This window comes from Micromonospora zamorensis (assembly GCF_900090275.1).
Lineage (GTDB): Bacteria > Actinomycetota > Actinomycetes > Mycobacteriales > Micromonosporaceae > Micromonospora > Micromonospora zamorensis.
This window is the reverse complement of record NZ_LT607755.1, coordinates 6551552-6565453: the sequence shown is the minus strand read 5'-3', so window position 1 is coordinate 6565453 and position 13902 is coordinate 6551552. Positions and strand designations below refer to the sequence as shown.

The 13902-nt window shown below is 68.0% G+C and carries 21 protein-coding genes and 1 tRNA gene; 3 read left to right on the top strand and 19 right to left on the bottom strand.

Annotation, left to right across the window (positions count from 1 at the left end; translation table 11 throughout):
• Positions 1-111: 111 nt before the first annotated feature.
• Both GA0070619_RS29520 and GA0070619_RS29515 read right to left on the bottom strand, forming a co-directional pair.
• Entirely contained in the window at positions 112-1194 is a 1083-nt protein-coding gene (locus tag GA0070619_RS29520) for an NAD-dependent epimerase/dehydratase family protein (RefSeq protein WP_088951039.1), read from the bottom strand.
• Positions 1195-1335: 141 nt separating this feature from the next.
• Complete coding sequence (locus GA0070619_RS29515; RefSeq protein ID WP_088952136.1) at positions 1336-1638, bottom strand: hypothetical protein; 303 nt, start codon at positions 1636-1638, stop codon at positions 1336-1338.
• Positions 1639-1810: 172 nt separating this feature from the next.
• Between GA0070619_RS29515 and GA0070619_RS29510 the strand changes: the two genes are divergently transcribed.
• Positions 1811-1882: transfer RNA gene (locus tag GA0070619_RS29510), tRNA-Lys, on the top strand.
• A gap of 65 nt (positions 1883-1947) precedes the next feature.
• Here GA0070619_RS29510 and GA0070619_RS32605 read toward each other — a convergent pair.
• The 15 genes from GA0070619_RS32605 to GA0070619_RS29435 form a co-directional block, all read right to left on the bottom strand.
• Positions 1948-3189 (bottom strand): tyrosine-type recombinase/integrase, encoded by a 1242-nt coding sequence (locus GA0070619_RS32605; RefSeq protein ID WP_157744103.1) that lies wholly within the window; start codon positions 3187-3189, stop codon positions 1948-1950.
• 1 nt (position 3190) lies between these two features.
• Positions 3191-3370, bottom strand: coding sequence for a helix-turn-helix domain-containing protein (locus tag GA0070619_RS29500; protein ID WP_231927521.1), 180 nt, complete (start codon positions 3368-3370; stop codon positions 3191-3193).
• Between the two features lie 106 nt (positions 3371-3476).
• Complete coding sequence (locus tag GA0070619_RS29495) at positions 3477-5270, bottom strand: replication initiator (protein WP_088951037.1); 1794 nt, start codon at positions 5268-5270, stop codon at positions 3477-3479.
• Positions 5270-5533 (bottom strand): hypothetical protein, encoded by a 264-nt coding sequence (locus tag GA0070619_RS29490; protein ID WP_088951036.1) that lies wholly within the window; start codon positions 5531-5533, stop codon positions 5270-5272. Before GA0070619_RS29490 ends, GA0070619_RS29495 begins: the two co-directional genes overlap by 1 nt.
• Positions 5530-6336, bottom strand: a complete 807-nt coding sequence (locus GA0070619_RS29485; RefSeq protein ID WP_088951035.1) for a DUF2637 domain-containing protein — start codon at positions 6334-6336, stop codon at positions 5530-5532. Before GA0070619_RS29485 ends, GA0070619_RS29490 begins: the two co-directional genes overlap by 4 nt.
• On the bottom strand, positions 6323-6613 hold the full coding sequence (locus GA0070619_RS29480) for a hypothetical protein (RefSeq protein WP_088951034.1): 291 nt from the start codon (positions 6611-6613) through the stop codon (positions 6323-6325). Before GA0070619_RS29480 ends, GA0070619_RS29485 begins: the two co-directional genes overlap by 14 nt.
• Positions 6610-7020, bottom strand: a complete 411-nt coding sequence (locus GA0070619_RS29475; RefSeq protein WP_088951033.1) for an RRQRL motif-containing zinc-binding protein — start codon at positions 7018-7020, stop codon at positions 6610-6612. Before GA0070619_RS29475 ends, GA0070619_RS29480 begins: the two co-directional genes overlap by 4 nt.
• Entirely contained in the window at positions 7017-7316 is a 300-nt protein-coding gene (locus GA0070619_RS29470) for a hypothetical protein (protein ID WP_088951032.1), read from the bottom strand. The genes GA0070619_RS29475 and GA0070619_RS29470 overlap by 4 nt, the downstream gene beginning before the upstream one ends.
• Complete coding sequence (locus tag GA0070619_RS29465) at positions 7313-7711, bottom strand: DUF6197 family protein (protein WP_088951031.1); 399 nt, start codon at positions 7709-7711, stop codon at positions 7313-7315. The genes GA0070619_RS29470 and GA0070619_RS29465 overlap by 4 nt, the downstream gene beginning before the upstream one ends.
• A gap of 85 nt (positions 7712-7796) precedes the next feature.
• A complete protein-coding gene (locus GA0070619_RS29460; RefSeq protein ID WP_088951030.1) occupies positions 7797-8006 on the bottom strand; it encodes a hypothetical protein in 210 nt (69 codons plus the stop codon).
• Positions 8003-8872 carry an FtsK/SpoIIIE domain-containing protein gene (locus tag GA0070619_RS29455; protein WP_088951029.1) on the bottom strand — a complete coding sequence of 290 codons (870 nt, stop codon included), beginning with the start codon at positions 8870-8872 and terminating at the stop codon, positions 8003-8005. The genes GA0070619_RS29460 and GA0070619_RS29455 overlap by 4 nt, the downstream gene beginning before the upstream one ends.
• A gap of 81 nt (positions 8873-8953) precedes the next feature.
• Entirely contained in the window at positions 8954-9898 is a 945-nt protein-coding gene (locus GA0070619_RS29450) for a hypothetical protein (RefSeq protein ID WP_088951028.1), read from the bottom strand.
• 106 nt (positions 9899-10004) lie between these two features.
• Positions 10005-10187 carry a hypothetical protein gene (locus GA0070619_RS29445; RefSeq protein WP_088951027.1) on the bottom strand — a complete coding sequence of 61 codons (183 nt, stop codon included), beginning with the start codon at positions 10185-10187 and terminating at the stop codon, positions 10005-10007.
• 35 nt (positions 10188-10222) lie between these two features.
• Positions 10223-10651, bottom strand: coding sequence for a DUF3307 domain-containing protein (locus GA0070619_RS29440; protein ID WP_088951026.1), 429 nt, complete (start codon positions 10649-10651; stop codon positions 10223-10225).
• Between the two features lie 245 nt (positions 10652-10896).
• The gene (locus tag GA0070619_RS29435) at positions 10897-11214 is read right to left on the bottom strand and encodes a hypothetical protein (protein ID WP_088951025.1); all 318 of its coding nucleotides are present in this window, start codon (positions 11212-11214) and stop codon (positions 10897-10899) included.
• A gap of 160 nt (positions 11215-11374) precedes the next feature.
• Between GA0070619_RS29435 and GA0070619_RS29430 the strand changes: the two genes are divergently transcribed.
• Together GA0070619_RS29430 and GA0070619_RS29425 are read left to right on the top strand one after the other, a co-directional pair.
• A complete protein-coding gene (locus GA0070619_RS29430) occupies positions 11375-12133 on the top strand; it encodes an XRE family transcriptional regulator (protein WP_088951024.1) in 759 nt (252 codons plus the stop codon).
• A 4-nt stretch (positions 12134-12137) separates the two neighbouring features.
• Positions 12138-12608 carry an NUDIX hydrolase gene (locus GA0070619_RS29425; RefSeq protein WP_088951023.1) on the top strand — a complete coding sequence of 157 codons (471 nt, stop codon included), beginning with the start codon at positions 12138-12140 and terminating at the stop codon, positions 12606-12608.
• Here the strand turns inward: GA0070619_RS29425 and GA0070619_RS29420 are convergent.
• The gene (locus tag GA0070619_RS29420) at positions 12596-13153 is read right to left on the bottom strand and encodes an HD domain-containing protein (protein WP_231927188.1); all 558 of its coding nucleotides are present in this window, start codon (positions 13151-13153) and stop codon (positions 12596-12598) included. The two genes, GA0070619_RS29425 and GA0070619_RS29420, sit on opposite strands and share 13 nt — an antisense overlap.
• A gap of 88 nt (positions 13154-13241) precedes the next feature.
• Positions 13242-13508: a hypothetical protein gene (locus GA0070619_RS29415; RefSeq protein WP_088951022.1), complete on the bottom strand. Its 267-nt coding sequence runs from the start codon at positions 13506-13508 to the stop codon at positions 13242-13244.
• Positions 13509-13902: the final 394 nt, after the last annotated feature.

Below are 13902 nucleotides of genomic sequence, written 5' to 3'. Positions count from 1 at the left end.
GCGCGGGCTCGGCCTGCGCGCCCGCCTCGGTGATCAAGAGGTTTCGGTCACCGGAGCCGCGTTTTCTGACCGAAATCTCTTGATCACCCCGGGCCTGCTGGCGGGTTGGGGTCAGTAGGGGTTTCCCTGGCCTGGGGGGCGGGCTTCGAGCAGGGCTGCGGGGCGGCCCGGCAGGTCCCGTGCGCCGGACATCGGCGGGCTTCCCGTGTGGGCGCCGTCGGCCATTCCGGCGAAGAGTTCCTTGAGCGCCGTGAGCGCGCTTATCGTCGGCTGCCAGCCCAGCTCGGTCTCCGCCCGCTCGCTGGACATCAGCGGGGCGTTCAGACCCAGCTCCACCCAGCCCGCGTCGACCGGCTGCAGCCGCGCGCGCCAGGTCAGCGCCGCCGCCACCCGTAGCACCGGCGCGGCGACCGGGACCGTCCAACCGTGGAAGTGCCGGGCCACCAGCTCCGGGGTCAGCACCGGGTCCGCGGCGAGGTTGAAGGCGCCGCGCGCATCACCCAGCACCGCCCGGGCGTACGCATCGGCCACGTCATCGGCGTGCACCGCCTGCATCCGCAACCGGCGGTTCGTCGGCACCAGCGGGATCCGGCCGAAGCGCAGCAGCCGCACCGGCGCCAGCGGGCCGAGAAAGTAGCGGGTGATCTCCGTGCCCGCGGCCCGCTGGAAGATCAACCCGGGTCGCATCCGCACCACCCGCAACGCCGGGTGTTCGCGCTCCACCCCGTCCAGCAGCGCCTCCACCTCGGCCTTGTGCTCGCTGTACGACGAGCCGGGCACACCTGTGGCTGGCCACCGCTCACTGATCGGGTGGTCCTTCGGGCCGGACGCGTAGACGCCGACCGACGACGCGTACACCAGAGCCGGCACACCGGCCCGGACCACCGCGTCGATCACCGCCCGACTGCCGTCGACGTTGGTCCTCCGCAACACCCGCTGGTCGTGGCTGGGCTGGATCTGCCAGGCCAGGTGCACCACCGCGTCCGCACCAGCGAACACCTCGGCGAGCTGCCCCGCCGCACCCGGCGCGCCGATGTCACAGGAGTGCCACTCCACCTGGTCGTACGGCTCGCCGGCATCCGGGCCGGGCAACCGCCGGGCAACCCCGGCCAGCTCCACGCCCCGCTCCCGGCGCAGCCGCCGCAGCACCGCCGTACCGACGTTGCCGCTCGCCCCCACCACCACGATCCGCATGCCCGACCCCGTACCCGCCCAGGAGCAGCTCAACCACCCACCCGCGCGGACCGCGCGCTTGGCGCGTTGGCGCGCTCGGCTTCCTGAAAGTCGCGGTATCCCGGCGGGAACGACAGCCCGACTTCCGGAAACCCGAGTCGATCAAGGGCGAGGAGAGTCCCGGACCCAGCCGTGCTTCTCCGTCCCCCGCCGGCCGGCGGTAGCGGCCAGGCAACGCGGGCAGATCCAGCCCACCGCGTCAGCCTCCGTGAGCACGTCGGTGCCCGAGTAGTCGAAGCGCACATGCGGGAAACGACGCAACCGGGTCCGGCTGAGAGCCAGGCCGCACACGGTCTGGTTCTGACCGGGCAGCCAGGCATGCACCTCGCCACCCGGCTGGCGTACGCCGTCCGGCCCGATCTCCTCGCCCGACGCCGCCACGGCCGGGATGCTGCTCGCCCTCATGCCCATCCCGGTTCCCCACCCGCCCACACCCATGCGTCGTCTGACCAACCTCACCGGCCTCTCGCTGACCGGGTGGTGATCAGGCACGGCGAGCGCCGGCTGACGGCAGGCATCGACGGCCGGCCGGAAGCCGTGAGTCGCCGGCGCTCACCGTCGGGTAACCTGAGCGCGCGGGCCGCTAGCTCAATGGCAGAGCTGTGGACTTTTAATCCATAGGTTCAGGGTTCGAGTCCCTGGCGGCCCACCCTTTACCCCTTCTGAGCTGCAAGAACGCCGGGCGAAGATCATCGGGCACAACCAGGGCACAAACTAGATCCGATCTTGGCCGGTGGAGGGTTCCCGCCGCTTGCCGCCTGCCTGCCGCAGGAGGTTGCCCACCAGGCCGCGCGGGCGGTCCTTCTTCGGCAGCCAGTGGACGTAGGTTTCCAGCGTGATCCGCAGGTTGGCGTGCCGTAGCGCCTTCTGCACCTCCTGCGGCTCGACGCCGTTGCTCATCAACGTGGTGGCGAAGAAATGACGCAGTGAGTGGAAGGTGCCTTCCTTCGGCCAACCAGCGGCTTCACGCCAGTCCGCCCACAGCTCCGACCAGTAGGTGTCGGTCAGCAGCTTCCCTCGGGACGAGGTGAACAGGACGCCCACCGGACGAGTCCGCCGCTCCCCCGTGGTGATGTCGGGAAGCTCGAACTCGACAGGGCCGACGTCGCTGATGTGCGCGGTCAGTTCCTCAGCGACCACCGCGTCCAGGTCGACGGTGCCGACGGAACCGCTCTTGGGTGTCGAGAGGTAGAAGCCGCCGAAGTGCTCAGGCGAGTGCCGCAACTGCTGGACGACGTGCAGCTCTCCACTGTCAAAGTCCGCGCAGCGCGGGCCGTTCTCCATACCCAGCACCTCACCCAGGCGAAGCCCTTCCCCCGCCCCCAACCAGATAGCGGCCCGGTAGCGGCGCGGGACCACCTCAGCGAGCTTGAGCACCTGGTCGCTGGTCGGAACCCACTTCGGTGCCCGCGACAGGCCGCGCAGGATCTGGGCCAGTTTCACGCCGTTGCAGGGGTTGTCGGGGATCACCTTGTCGACAACTGCGGCGTTCATGATGGTCTTGAACAGGCCGAAGTACAGGCTCACCGAAGATTTGGGCGTGCCGTCATCGAGTAGACGGCTCAGCCATGCCAGCACGTCGGTCAGGTTGATGGAGCGGATGGCCTTCTCGCCAAAGACGGGCAGGAGGTGCTTTCGCAGGTTCTGCGGGATACGTCGTCGCGTCTCGGTCGCCCAGCCCGATTCCCGGGCTTCCCTCCACCGCTGCGCGTACTCGGCGAAGGTCAGCCGGACCGCTTCCCGCTTCAGCTGAACCTCGGGTGCGCCACCGGAGCGGCAGTCGAGGTCGAAGGTTTCCGCATCGCGTTTGAGGTCAAACAGCCTTTCGCGGTCGTTGTTGTCGGCGTCGGTGTAGCGCACTCGCCAGCGCTTTCCTCGGCCGTGCCGCTTCGAGGGAACGTACTTCCGCGTGTCCGGGTCGCGTTTCTTGAGGTACCACAGGTCATCGATTGCCATGTCAGGCCGCCTGGTCTTCCAGCCATGCGCGAACATCGGCCGGGTTGTAGCGGAGGTGACGGCCGACCTTGGAGGCACGCGGCCCGGTCCGGCGGTGCCGCCATTGGTAGAGCGTGCCGACGGGGATGCGGAGGAACGCAGCGGTCTCGGTGATCGACCACAGTTCCGGCGATGGGCTCAAGACGGGTTGAGCCGGGGAGTTGCCCTGCTGATGGTGGTGGTCTGAGTACGGCTGTCGCCGGTCGGTGCCGGCTCGTGTGTTGCGCATCGGGGTTGGCCTCCTGGGTCTATGCGGCGGGCGTAAGCGAGGACTGGACAGCGAGTTCGTGGGCGAGTTCTTCGCGGCCGGTGGCGTGTCGGGCGCGGGCCATGGCGGCGGCGGTGTTGGCGAGCAGGGCGTCTCCGGTGGTGTGCCAGCCGACGCCGGCGAAGGCGAGGGTGCCGACGATGAGCGGGGTGGTGTCGTCGAGGTGGTCGACGGCCCGCAGTGCGGCGGGTTGCTCGTCGGCCTGGTGCTCGTGCTCGTGCCGGCGGAAGGCGACGCGGGTGTCGCGTAGGAGTTGGAAGGTGACGGAGTACCGGCGGGCTTTGGTGAGGAAGTGGCCGCCGTAGCCGAGCATGTGTGCCCATCGGCGTAGCCGGGCGTAAGGGTTGCCCGTCGTTGGTTTGGTTGGTTCGGCGTCAAGGCTGGCTTGACGGTCAGCGACGCAGACGGGGCAGGCGGCGTAGCGGGTGTGGGTGCCGCAGTCAGCGCAGGTCCAGCGGTCGACGAAGCCGGGTGTGGGCCGGTGGTCCCGGGGCCGCTGCGAGAGCGGGACGGGTGTGCTGGTGGGTCGGCCGAGTCGCCAGCAGGCGTCGATGAGGCGGGCGGTGTGGTCGCCGTCGGGGTCGGCGTAGTCGCCGATGGTGTCGGCGGTGAGCCTGACGGAGCGGTGCCCGGTTACCTCGGTGCTTTTGGTGGCGTACTTGGCAAGGTATCCGGCGACGAGGCTGTCGGTGACCTCTCCCGTGCCGGTGGTGGTGATGGGTTCCAGGTCGAGTTGTGCGCCCCAGGTGATTGACCAGCCGCCGGGCCGGTCAGGGTGTGGTGGGGTGGTGTAGGCAATCTGCGTGGCGGCGTGGCGCAGCGCGTCGACCAGGTCGTCGATGGTGAACCCCGGTGGCGGGGGGACGATCGCGTCGGGGTCAGTGGGGTTGACGCCGTCGAGGCGGGCGATGGCATGGAAGTGGACCGCTGCGCGGGCTTGGAGTTCTGCAACCTTGCCGGGTGAGAGCCGGACCGGCGGAACTTTGCGGGTGTTGCCGGAGGCGGTGACGACGTCGACGGAGGGGATGCCGCGTTTCCGGGCGAGGTGGGCGAGGTGGCGTTCCGCGGCTTGCTTGGTGCGGTGCCAGAGCTTGCCGGAGAACAGGTTCCAGACGACCTGGTGGTCGTGGTCGTAGCAGTCCAGGCACAGCGGTCGTCCGATCACCGTGTCGCCGGTTTCGTGGCGTGCCCAGCAGACGGCGGGGCGGTTGTGGGCGCAGATGCCGGCGGTGGGGTCGGTGGTGCGGCGGGCGTGGCACGGTTCGGCCCGGCAGTCGCAGCGCTTGCGGTTGGCGCAGGTGTGCCGCTTGACCACTCGGGCGTGCACGGTGCCGAAGGTCGGAGCGGTGAACGTCGCGAACACCGCTGGGTGCGCGGCGACTGTTTCGGGGATGCCTTTGCCGCCGACGAGGCCGGCGCGTAGGAGTTGGTAGGCGTCGCGTTGGTAGGTCTGGGCGCAGGCGGGACAGACAGCAGCGCGTCGGTTGCCGCACGCCTTGTAGATCGCGGCGTCGGGCATGGCGTCGGTGTGTCGGGCGTCGAGGAGTCGGCCGGTGGTGGGTTCAACGGTCAGGAGCTGCCCGGCGAGGCGGATGGGGCGGGTGCAGGCGGCGGCGGCACGGACGTGTTCGAGCCAGCCGAAGTAGTCGGGCCGCTGGGAGCGCAGGAAGGCGGAGCCGGCGGCGGTGTAGCCGACGTAGGGACTGGTGGTGTCGGCGTTCGAGCCCACACCCCGGGCCGTAGCGCGGGGTGTGAGGTCCAGCGTCGAATCCATCAGCCGACGACCTCGTGGTGTCGGTTGGTGATGGTGTGTTGGGTGACGATGATGCGGCAGGCGCCGCACTGGCGATCAGCCGGTTCGTGCCGGTGGCACGCGATGGTGGTGGTCGTGTCGCCGCAGTGGATGGTGACCGGGTTCCGGCAGGGTCCGCCGGGGATGACGTCGATGACGGTGCGTCGGGTGTCGTAGATGTGTGGCTCGGCGAAGGCCGGGCAGGTGTGGAAGGTGTAGTCGATATCGACGACGTGGATGGTCATCGGGCACCACCGACGGGGGTGCCGTTGACGGCCGGGGTGTGGCCGGTGATGGTGTGCAGCAGTTCCCGGGCGATGTCCGGGGTGACCGACAGCAGGTCGGCGAGTTCGTCGGTGGTGATGGGTCGGCCGGTGCTCTGTTCGTGGCGTCCGATGACGAACCGGGCGGTGGGCATCAGGTGCGCCGGAACCTCAGGCCGGGCGACCGGGATCGGGGTGAAGGCGGGTGCCGTGATGGCGACCGGAGCAGGTGCCGGCGGGGTGTCGACGACCGGAGCCGGTTCCGGGGTGGTGGTCGGCTCGGTGGCCGGTGTCGTGTCGGTGAGGTCGTTGACGGCGGCGAGGAGGGCGGCGGCTTCGGCTTGGATGGCGGCGAAGTCGGGGCGGATGCGTCCGGCGACGAGTTCGACGCCGATGACGAGGACGACGACCAGGGCGAAGACCAGGCGTAGGCCGAGGCTGCCTGGGGAGGCGAAGTTGATGGTGGCCGACAGCATGGCGGCGGCGGCGAAGACGACCATGGCTCCGCGTTTGGCGTCTTTGGCGATGCCGGAGGTGCGGACGACGGTCAGCATCGACACCATCGCGGCGTCGAAGATCAGCGGCACAAGGTAGGCGAAGTAGCCGGCGTTCTGGGTCCACAGGTAGTGGGCTTGGTGCAGGTAGCTGGTCAGCAAAGCGCCGAGCAGGACGAAGCGGTTGTACCGCTTGATGGAGCTGATCGCCTTGAGCATGGTCGGTACGGCGTTGCGGGCGTATTCGGCGGCGAACTGCTCGGTGACGGTGGCGGGGTCAGTGGTGGCCATGGGGAGTCACCTCCGTGGCGTGGTCGCGGTCGACGAGGTCGACGACGCCGGAGCAGCCGAGGCAGAACAGCGGGGACAGGCCGAGGACGGCCATGCTGTTGAGGAAGCAGGGCATGCAGGTGAAGTCGGCGGGGAACAGCCCTTCGCCCTCACAGATGCCGCAGACCGGCAGGCAGGCCGGGCAGGGCGTGAAGACGGGGCCGAGGATGTCGTGGATGCCGGCAGGGGTGTTCTGCTCGATGCACCACAGGCAGGAGTCAGACAGGTTGAAGCTCACGACGGGTTCCCTTCGTGGCAGTCGAGGCATTCGCCGTAGCGGCGGGGGATGTAGTAGGGCTTGACCTGGGCGCAGACGCGGCAGGTGCGGCGGGCGCGAAGCGCTTTGGCGATGGCCTCCCGCTGAGCGGGCGTGGCAGTGCGCTTCGGTGCGGCCATATCGAGGCGGTAGAGGTAGGCGACCCGGCGGTTCTTGCGGTGCCGCCAATAGATCTGCGCGATGGGGTCTTGGCCGTTGGGGCGAAGGCCGGCGGCGCGGAGCTGCCGCACGGTGGCCAGCCCGGAAGGTGCGGCGTGGTAGGGGAAGGTGGGGAACCCGTAGCGGGTGCCGAGCGGGTCGTAGAACTCGACCCGGATGCCGGTGCGCTCGGCCAGGTTGTCGAGGTCGACGCTGCGCAGGTCGGTCATGGCTTGTCTCCCCAGCGCTGCTGGGCGGCCTGCTTGGAGATGCCGAGCCGGGAGCCGATTTCCGACCAGGAGTAGCCGAACGTGCGGAGGCCGATCACGGCCTCACCGATGGCGTCGTCGATGACGGAGGAGAGGGCGACCAGGTCGCGCAGTGCTTCCACGTCGCCGGTGGCGACGCGGCGGCCGTGAGCGCGGATGATCCGGCGGCCGAACGCGGCGAACTCGTCGTTCTCGACCACGATCCGGCGCTTTTGCCGAGGAGGGGAAGGCGTCAAGGGACGCTTGACGCTGCTCATCGGTTTCCGCCTGCCTTGGCGTGCAGGGAGTCCCACCGGTCAGCGGCGGCGTTGAGAGCGTGGATGACCTCGGCGGCGGTGCGCCCGGGGCGGTCGTTCCACTCGAAAAGCTCGGTGGAGGTCTTGAGGCAGAGGAAATCCGCCAGTGCTCGCGACGCGGCGTGGTAGTCCCGGCGCTCGGTCCGGTTGGCGGTAAAGGGAATGCAGGTGGCCATGCCGTAGGTGGACATGCCGATAGCACCCGAGACGCAGGCCCGGGGAGTGAGGGCATCGAAGACGACGGCGTAGTAGTCGCCCTGGGTCCAGCCGTGCCGGCGCAGGTAGAGGGCGGCCATCCGCAGCAGGTCGGCCGGTGTGACCGGTGCTGTGGTGGGTGGGTTGTGGGTAGCCTTCATGGCAGCCACGTCCTTTCAGAGGGCTTGGTGGGAGGTCGGCAGGACCAGCTCTGCTGGCAGGCGGTCGTCTGGTCCTGTCGGCCAATCAGTTGGTGCGTAACCGCAGGTAGCGGCGTTGGCGGTTGTCGTCGCCGCCCATCGGGGTTGGCGAGGACACGTAGATGAGTCGGCCGGACATCCCGGCGACGCGGACCATGGCGGCGATGTCCTCGGGACGGCCGATGACCCACAGTTCGGTGTATTGCGCGGCCCGCTGGTTGTTGGCGCGGGCGTAGGTGCGCTCTCGGGTGGTCATGCCGCCATCTCCCATTCGGTGGGGTTGACCGCCGGAGCGCTGGTGCCGGTGGGGCGGCGGGTCCAGGCGGCGTAGTCGGCGATGTTGTAGATGTCGGTGTCGGTGAGGTAGGCGGCCTTGATGCGGCGGGGAACGCCGCCTTCGGCCAGGAGGTAGGCCGCGCCTTGGTTGGTGGGTGAGATGTCGGAGGCGGTGTAGCCCTGCTCGGCCCAGCCCTGACCGAGGATGATGTTCGAGCTGTTCAGCGAGGTGCACCGGAACGCGGCCCGGTAGCCGAACAGGTCCCGCAACGAAGCGGGGATGATGTCCCACGACGGCCGCTGAGTCGCCGCCACGACGGGCATACCGCAGGCCCGGCCCAGGGAGACGAGCCCTCGCAGGAGGGTGGAGAACTCTTCCTGTTGCTGCTTGGTGCCGAGGACGGTGGAGAACATGGCGAGTTCGTCGATGATGGTGACGATGACGGACATGCCGTCGCCGTCGGCGAGCTTGCGGCGCCGGTTGGCCAGGAGCCAGGCGTAGCGGTTGGTGGCGACGACCAGGAGGCGACGCAGCACGTCGATGCCTTGGTCGATGTCGGGGCCGATGAACGCGTCGGCGAGGTCGCGCCAGGGGCCGAGTTCGACGAGTTTGGCGTCGAAGAGCACCAGGCGGGTGTTGTCGCACAGGGCGGCGTGGCCGCAGATGTTGTTGATCAGGCCGGACTTCCCGCCGCCGGGTTCGCCTGCGGTGAGCAGGTTGCGGTAGATGACGTCCAGGTAGACGGGTTGGCCGAACTCGTCGATCCCGATGAAGATCGGGTCGAACATCGACAGGCCAGGACCCACCGGAACCGCATCGGCGGTGGTGGGAATCGTGGTGGTCATGAGGTGCCCTCCTGGGCGTTGTGGACGCGAGGAGCCACACGAACGAGCCGCCATGGCTCCTCGCGTCCCGGGTTGGGTTGGTCAGATCCAGTCGGAGGTGTCGTCGTCCTCGACGGACGACGCGGACGAAGCCGCGGGCTTGCTGCCGTTGGCCGTAGTAGCCGGGGCCGGCTTCTTGCCGGCGGGCTTGCCCTGAGCCGGAAGGGTGACCGTCGGCATGTGCACGTCGGGCAGGTCCAGGGCGGTGGGGACCGTCAGCGGCGACGCCGAGACCGGTGCCGCAGGGTCGATCACGTCGACCAGCGGGGAACCGACGTGGGCGGTCAGGACCTCGCGGCGTTTGATGTCGAACCGCAGGTAGGCGGCGTTGTTCTCCGAAGCGCGCTCGATGAGCACGGTGGAGGCGTGGCAGGTGACCGCGATCTTGTCGAGGCGGCCTTCCAAGTCCTTTTCGGACAGGCCGGGCCGCAGGTAGACCCAGACGCGTTCGCCGACCGGGGTGGGCTTGGCCCACAGGATCAGCGGCAGCGAACCGGACTGGTTGGCGATGATGAACTGCGCGAAACACACACGCAGCCGGTGCCTCACCACGAGGCACCACGTCCAGGCGATGACCTGACGGCGTACCGCCGGGATGGCGGCGGGGACGCCGACGACTAGGGCGACCACGAGCAGGGTCACCAGGGTCGGGGTGTGGTTGGCGAGCTGCACCCACGCGGTGAGCAGCAGGACACCGAGGAAGGTTTCCGGGGTCCACCACCACAGCAGCCGGATCACCGGCCAGATCCGGACGAGCACCCAGACGAGGCCGCCGGTCGGGACGCCGATCAGCGCGCCGACGAAGACGGCGAGGATCGGGTGGATGGAGGAAGCGGCCACCACGGCCGACAAGAGGCCGACGATGACCGCCGTGAGGATGAACGCCATGCGGGCGTTACGCGCGGAGGAACGGTGGACTTTGGCCTCGATGACCGTCACCGTTCCGGTTGACCTGCCACCGAAGCGGCGGGGGCTAGACTTGGACATGACACGTCCTCCCAAGCAATTGGGCTGGATGGGTTGGAGAGAGCGGGGTCGGCAGGTTGCGAGCCAGTACCGGCCCCGCGCTCGAACTTCCTAGAGCTGACCGAGGTCAGCTGTCGCGTAGCTTCTTGCCGAGCAGGCCGAAGCGGATGCGGTCGTCTTCGTCGAGGACGGTGGGGGTGCGCCCAGCGGCGCGCTCCTCGCGGAGCTGCTTGTCCAGGTGCTTCGGGTCGACCTTGACCTCACGGACACGACCGTTGGTGTCCTCGCTGAACAGGTACTTCTTGCCCATGGCAGGGATCTCCCTTTGCTCGAAGTGAGGGGTTCTTAGAGGCAGGCGATGAGCAGCGCGGATGCCCAGAGGCACGCCGCGTGCAGGGACTGATCGGCCAGGTACATCCCGCAGATCGGGGCCTGACGGTCGGCGAAGTCGCCGCTTCCGGTGTGAGTGAGCAGCCAGCGCACCGGCCACCGCCGGTCAAGAAACGCGTGCGAGACGGCGGAGAAGCCGAGCCCAGCGGCAAGCCCGAGGGCGGTGACGGGCAGGTCCAGGGCGGCGATGGTGATGGCGAGCATGACCACCACCACGAGGTGATAGGCCATCACGTGGCCAAACAGGTGACGCCAGCCGTCCCAACCCGGGGCGGCCTTGTGGGCGGCCTGCTTGTCGGACTGGCCGAGAACGTGATCGGCCACCTGGTGGCCGGCGTAGAGGGTCGCCGCGACAACGGCGAACACGATGGCGGAAACGAGCATGAGACAACCACTCCCTATGACGAGGGCAGACAGGTTGGAAAGGCAGACGGGGCCGGCAGGTATGCGAGCCAGTACCGACCCCGTGCCTTGAGGTTTGTGACCACCTGACGTGATCACCGGCCGGAAACGTGCGAACCAGAACCGTTCCCGGACGAATCTGAGATGTGGATGGGATCAGCGGACCATCAGGCCGCTTCGCGAGCCACGGACACCAGCGGCTCACACAGCACAGCGGTGCAAGGGACCTACTTGGCCGGAGAACCAGTCTTCGGCTTCAGCGAGACCGCCCGGAACGCGACGCCGTTACGCCCGTTGGTCGCCCACGGAATGGCCTCCAACTGCTCGACAGCCAGGAAGTCGCCCACCTTCACGCTCGGCTTCTCTCCCGCCGTGGTGATGGTGATGACCTCCCCGCCGTTCTCGTCGAGCACGAAGACCTGGGTGGACCACATGAGCCGGCCCGTGTTCTTCTCGGACTTCTGATTGCCGTTCTGGTCGTTCTTCGGCTCCGGGTCCTTCGACGCCGTCACCTGCTTGCTCGTGGTGTCCACGTACAGCTTCACAGCAGTACCTCCTGTGTCTGAGCGCATCCCTTGTTGGACGACTGCTCCGTGATGTGTCCACTGTCGCCAAACCGGGAGTCACGGCATCACCACTAGTGCTGTACGTCTTGGGACGTCCCCGCTAAGCTGAAGTCGTCCCCCACGTCCGAGGGAGTAGACGATGGCAAATGAGCGGCTCCGCGAAGCGATGCTCAAGGTTGGGCTGTCCACGTACGAGCTAGCCGAACGAGTCGACGTGAACCCAAAGACGGCAGAGCGATGGGTGACGCTCGATCGCGCGCCTTACCCACGTCATAGGCATGCGATCGCCGCCATCGTGCAGGAGCGTGAGGCCTACCTGTGGCCAAAGGCCGTCTCATCGGAACGCGCAACGCGCATCGCGGAGTCGGAGCTCGTTCACGTGTACCCGCGTCGCGCGGCCATCCCGTTGGATCTTTGGGGCCGACTGATCAATCAAGCCACCAAGGAGATTGGGATCCTGGTCTACGCCGGCCTGTTCCTCCCGGAGCAGGTGCCGACCATCATCAGAGACCTGACGACGAAGGCGCAGGCGGGCGTCCGGGTGCGGCTTCTGCTGGGCGATCCAGAGTCCGAAGCGGTCGCGGCGCGAGGAGCCGAGGAGGGAATCGGGGGCGCGATGGCCGGGAAGGTGCACAACGTCCTGGCGTTCTACAACCAGCTTCGCGGTGTGGAAGGCATCTTCGCCCGCTTCCACGGAACCACGCTCTACAACTCGATCTACAGGTTCGACAACGAGCTACTCGTCAACACTCATGCCTACGGCTTCCCGGCGGCTCATGCGCCGGTGTTGCACCTTCGGCGGCTCTCGGCCGGCGAGTTGTTCGATACCTACGCAGACAGCTTTGACCGCGTGTGGTCGAGTGGACACCCAATCTGGGCGCCGACCGTGGCAGCCTAGAGCGATGGCGAGGATCGAGCACTACAACGACCCGGACGCACCCAAGGCCAACAGCATCGTGGTAGCTGTGACGGTCTTCGTTCAGGACGAGCAGGGGCGTGTGCTGCTCATCCGTCGCACGGACAACGGCCTGTGGGCGCTACCAGGGGGCGCTCAGGACTTCGGTGAGTCTATTGCTGAAACAGCCGCGCGTGAGACTCGGGAAGAAGCCGGCGTCAACGTTGAGGTCGTTGACGTCGTGGGAACGTACACGGACCCAAGGCATGTGGTGGAGTACAGCGATGGCGAGGTTAGGCAGCAGTTTTCCATTTGCTTCCGCGCTCGTTACGTCGGCGGCGACCTGCGTACAAGCGAGGAGTCAGCCGAGGTCCGCTGGGTGCCCCAAGCCGAGCTAGACGCTCTGCCGATCCACGAGTCGATGCGGCTCAGGATCAGCCACGGGTACGAGAACCGTGCCAAGCCCTACATCGGCTGAGCGGCAAGCGTTGCTTCGGTCCGCTCGACGGCCTCAAGAAGCGTCGGCGTTGCCCGAGCCCAAAACCGGACCACGATGCTGTCTGGCCCGTAGCGCTGGTGAATCTCGGCCAACCGATCCAGCACATCCAGGTCTTGGCCGTCGGGACCGGTGGTCATATCAGCGAACCAGAGGGCATCCGCGGTTGAGGACCGTTCCTGGTCGAACTCCTCAGCAAGGACGTTGCCGAGCCCTCGCTCGTCGGCCTCGAACTGAGCGCAGGAGTGATGGGCGACCAGGGCAGCAATCCTGCGAGGCCAACCGTTGGCCAGTAGCCAACGAGCACCATCGAGAGCGTGTAGGCCTGTGTCTGCAAGGCTAGGGGCATAGCCCAGGTCGTGTAGCCAGGCCGAAGCAACTAACGCCTGAGCATCAGCGTCGTCAAGAACATGAGCGATGCGATCAGCCTTCAAAGCGACAGCCTGCACATGCTTCCACCTACGTGGTAGTCCGTCAGCTAGATGGCGCTCTGCCAGCTCAGCGGCCTGCATTAGGAGGTCGTCCACGCAATCAGGCTACGCGTCCCGAGACGTCCCCGGCATCAGCCCATCGCTGCCTTGGGAGGTGCCGGCTGGCTACTAGACACCGACAGGGTTAAGCCTCAGTTGCCAACCTGGCGTCGGCGCGACTCACGGCGTATGGGTCGAGCAAGCTCCTCCACATGCCGGCGGACAACGCCATCATGTGCTTGATCAGGTCCCGTGCCCGGTCTTCGTTGTCGAAATGGTGCGTTACCTCCTGGCCCTCGTCACCTCCGAGGCGGCCCCGCACGACCCAGCGATCCCCGTCCGACAACAACCAGATGTCGCGCCGTCCGATCCGGCCCCACACGCCGTTCCACCAGCGGTCCCGCGCCTCCACGGCGAGAGCCTATCGAACGCACGTACGAAGCGGCCGGTGGCCGGCGATGTTGTGCAAAGTTTCTGTACGTCTTCAAGGCGGCCCTGAACGGACCGCACGCGCCGCCGCCTGGGCGCGCGTCCGTCGCTCCGCTGTCGCTCCACGCCGGCCACGCAGAACGCCCGGCGGCTGGCGCGGAAGCCGGAAGCCCAAGGGGCCGCCGCAGAACGACAGGTCGTTGGCTGGTGGGTGATGGGCCGGCAGCCGGCCGGGCCGCGCGGCCAGCAGCCCGCGCGGCGTAGGTGAGCGCACGCAGGCCGCGTCGGCGAGCTGGCGGAGGTCGCAGGGTTGCGGTCACTGCGCCTCCGGCGGGGGCGCTCCGGCTCCAGGATGGCCGGGGCTCCGTCGGCGGGTC

Bases quoted from the DNA above. Each gene is read 5' to 3' on its own strand.
- GA0070619_RS29520 (WP_088951039.1), bottom strand. From the start codon at position 1,194: ATGCGGATCGTGGTGGTGGGGGCGAGCGGCAACGTCGGTACGGCGGTG.
- GA0070619_RS29515 (WP_088952136.1), bottom strand. From the start codon at position 1,638: ATGAGGGCGAGCAGCATCCCGGCCGTGGCGGCGTCGGGCGAGGAGATC.
- GA0070619_RS32605 (WP_157744103.1), bottom strand. From the start codon at position 3,189: ATGGCAATCGATGACCTGTGGTACCTCAAGAAACGCGACCCGGACACG.
- GA0070619_RS29495 (WP_088951037.1), bottom strand. From the start codon at position 5,270: ATGGATTCGACGCTGGACCTCACACCCCGCGCTACGGCCCGGGGTGTG.
- GA0070619_RS29490 (WP_088951036.1), bottom strand. From the start codon at position 5,533: ATGACCATCCACGTCGTCGATATCGACTACACCTTCCACACCTGCCCG.
- GA0070619_RS29485 (WP_088951035.1), bottom strand. From the start codon at position 6,336: ATGGCCACCACTGACCCCGCCACCGTCACCGAGCAGTTCGCCGCCGAA.
- GA0070619_RS29475 (WP_088951033.1), bottom strand. From the start codon at position 7,020: ATGACCGACCTGCGCAGCGTCGACCTCGACAACCTGGCCGAGCGCACC.
- GA0070619_RS29470 (WP_088951032.1), bottom strand. From the start codon at position 7,316: ATGAGCAGCGTCAAGCGTCCCTTGACGCCTTCCCCTCCTCGGCAAAAG.
- GA0070619_RS29465 (WP_088951031.1), bottom strand. From the start codon at position 7,711: ATGAAGGCTACCCACAACCCACCCACCACAGCACCGGTCACACCGGCC.
- GA0070619_RS29460 (WP_088951030.1), bottom strand. From the start codon at position 8,006: ATGACCACCCGAGAGCGCACCTACGCCCGCGCCAACAACCAGCGGGCC.
- GA0070619_RS29455 (WP_088951029.1), bottom strand. From the start codon at position 8,872: ATGACCACCACGATTCCCACCACCGCCGATGCGGTTCCGGTGGGTCCT.
- GA0070619_RS29450 (WP_088951028.1), bottom strand. From the start codon at position 9,898: ATGTCCAAGTCTAGCCCCCGCCGCTTCGGTGGCAGGTCAACCGGAACG.
- GA0070619_RS29445 (WP_088951027.1), bottom strand. From the start codon at position 10,187: ATGGGCAAGAAGTACCTGTTCAGCGAGGACACCAACGGTCGTGTCCGT.
- GA0070619_RS29440 (WP_088951026.1), bottom strand. From the start codon at position 10,651: ATGCTCGTTTCCGCCATCGTGTTCGCCGTTGTCGCGGCGACCCTCTAC.
- GA0070619_RS29430 (WP_088951024.1), top strand. From the start codon at position 11,375: ATGGCAAATGAGCGGCTCCGCGAAGCGATGCTCAAGGTTGGGCTGTCC.
- GA0070619_RS29425 (WP_088951023.1), top strand. From the start codon at position 12,138: ATGGCGAGGATCGAGCACTACAACGACCCGGACGCACCCAAGGCCAAC.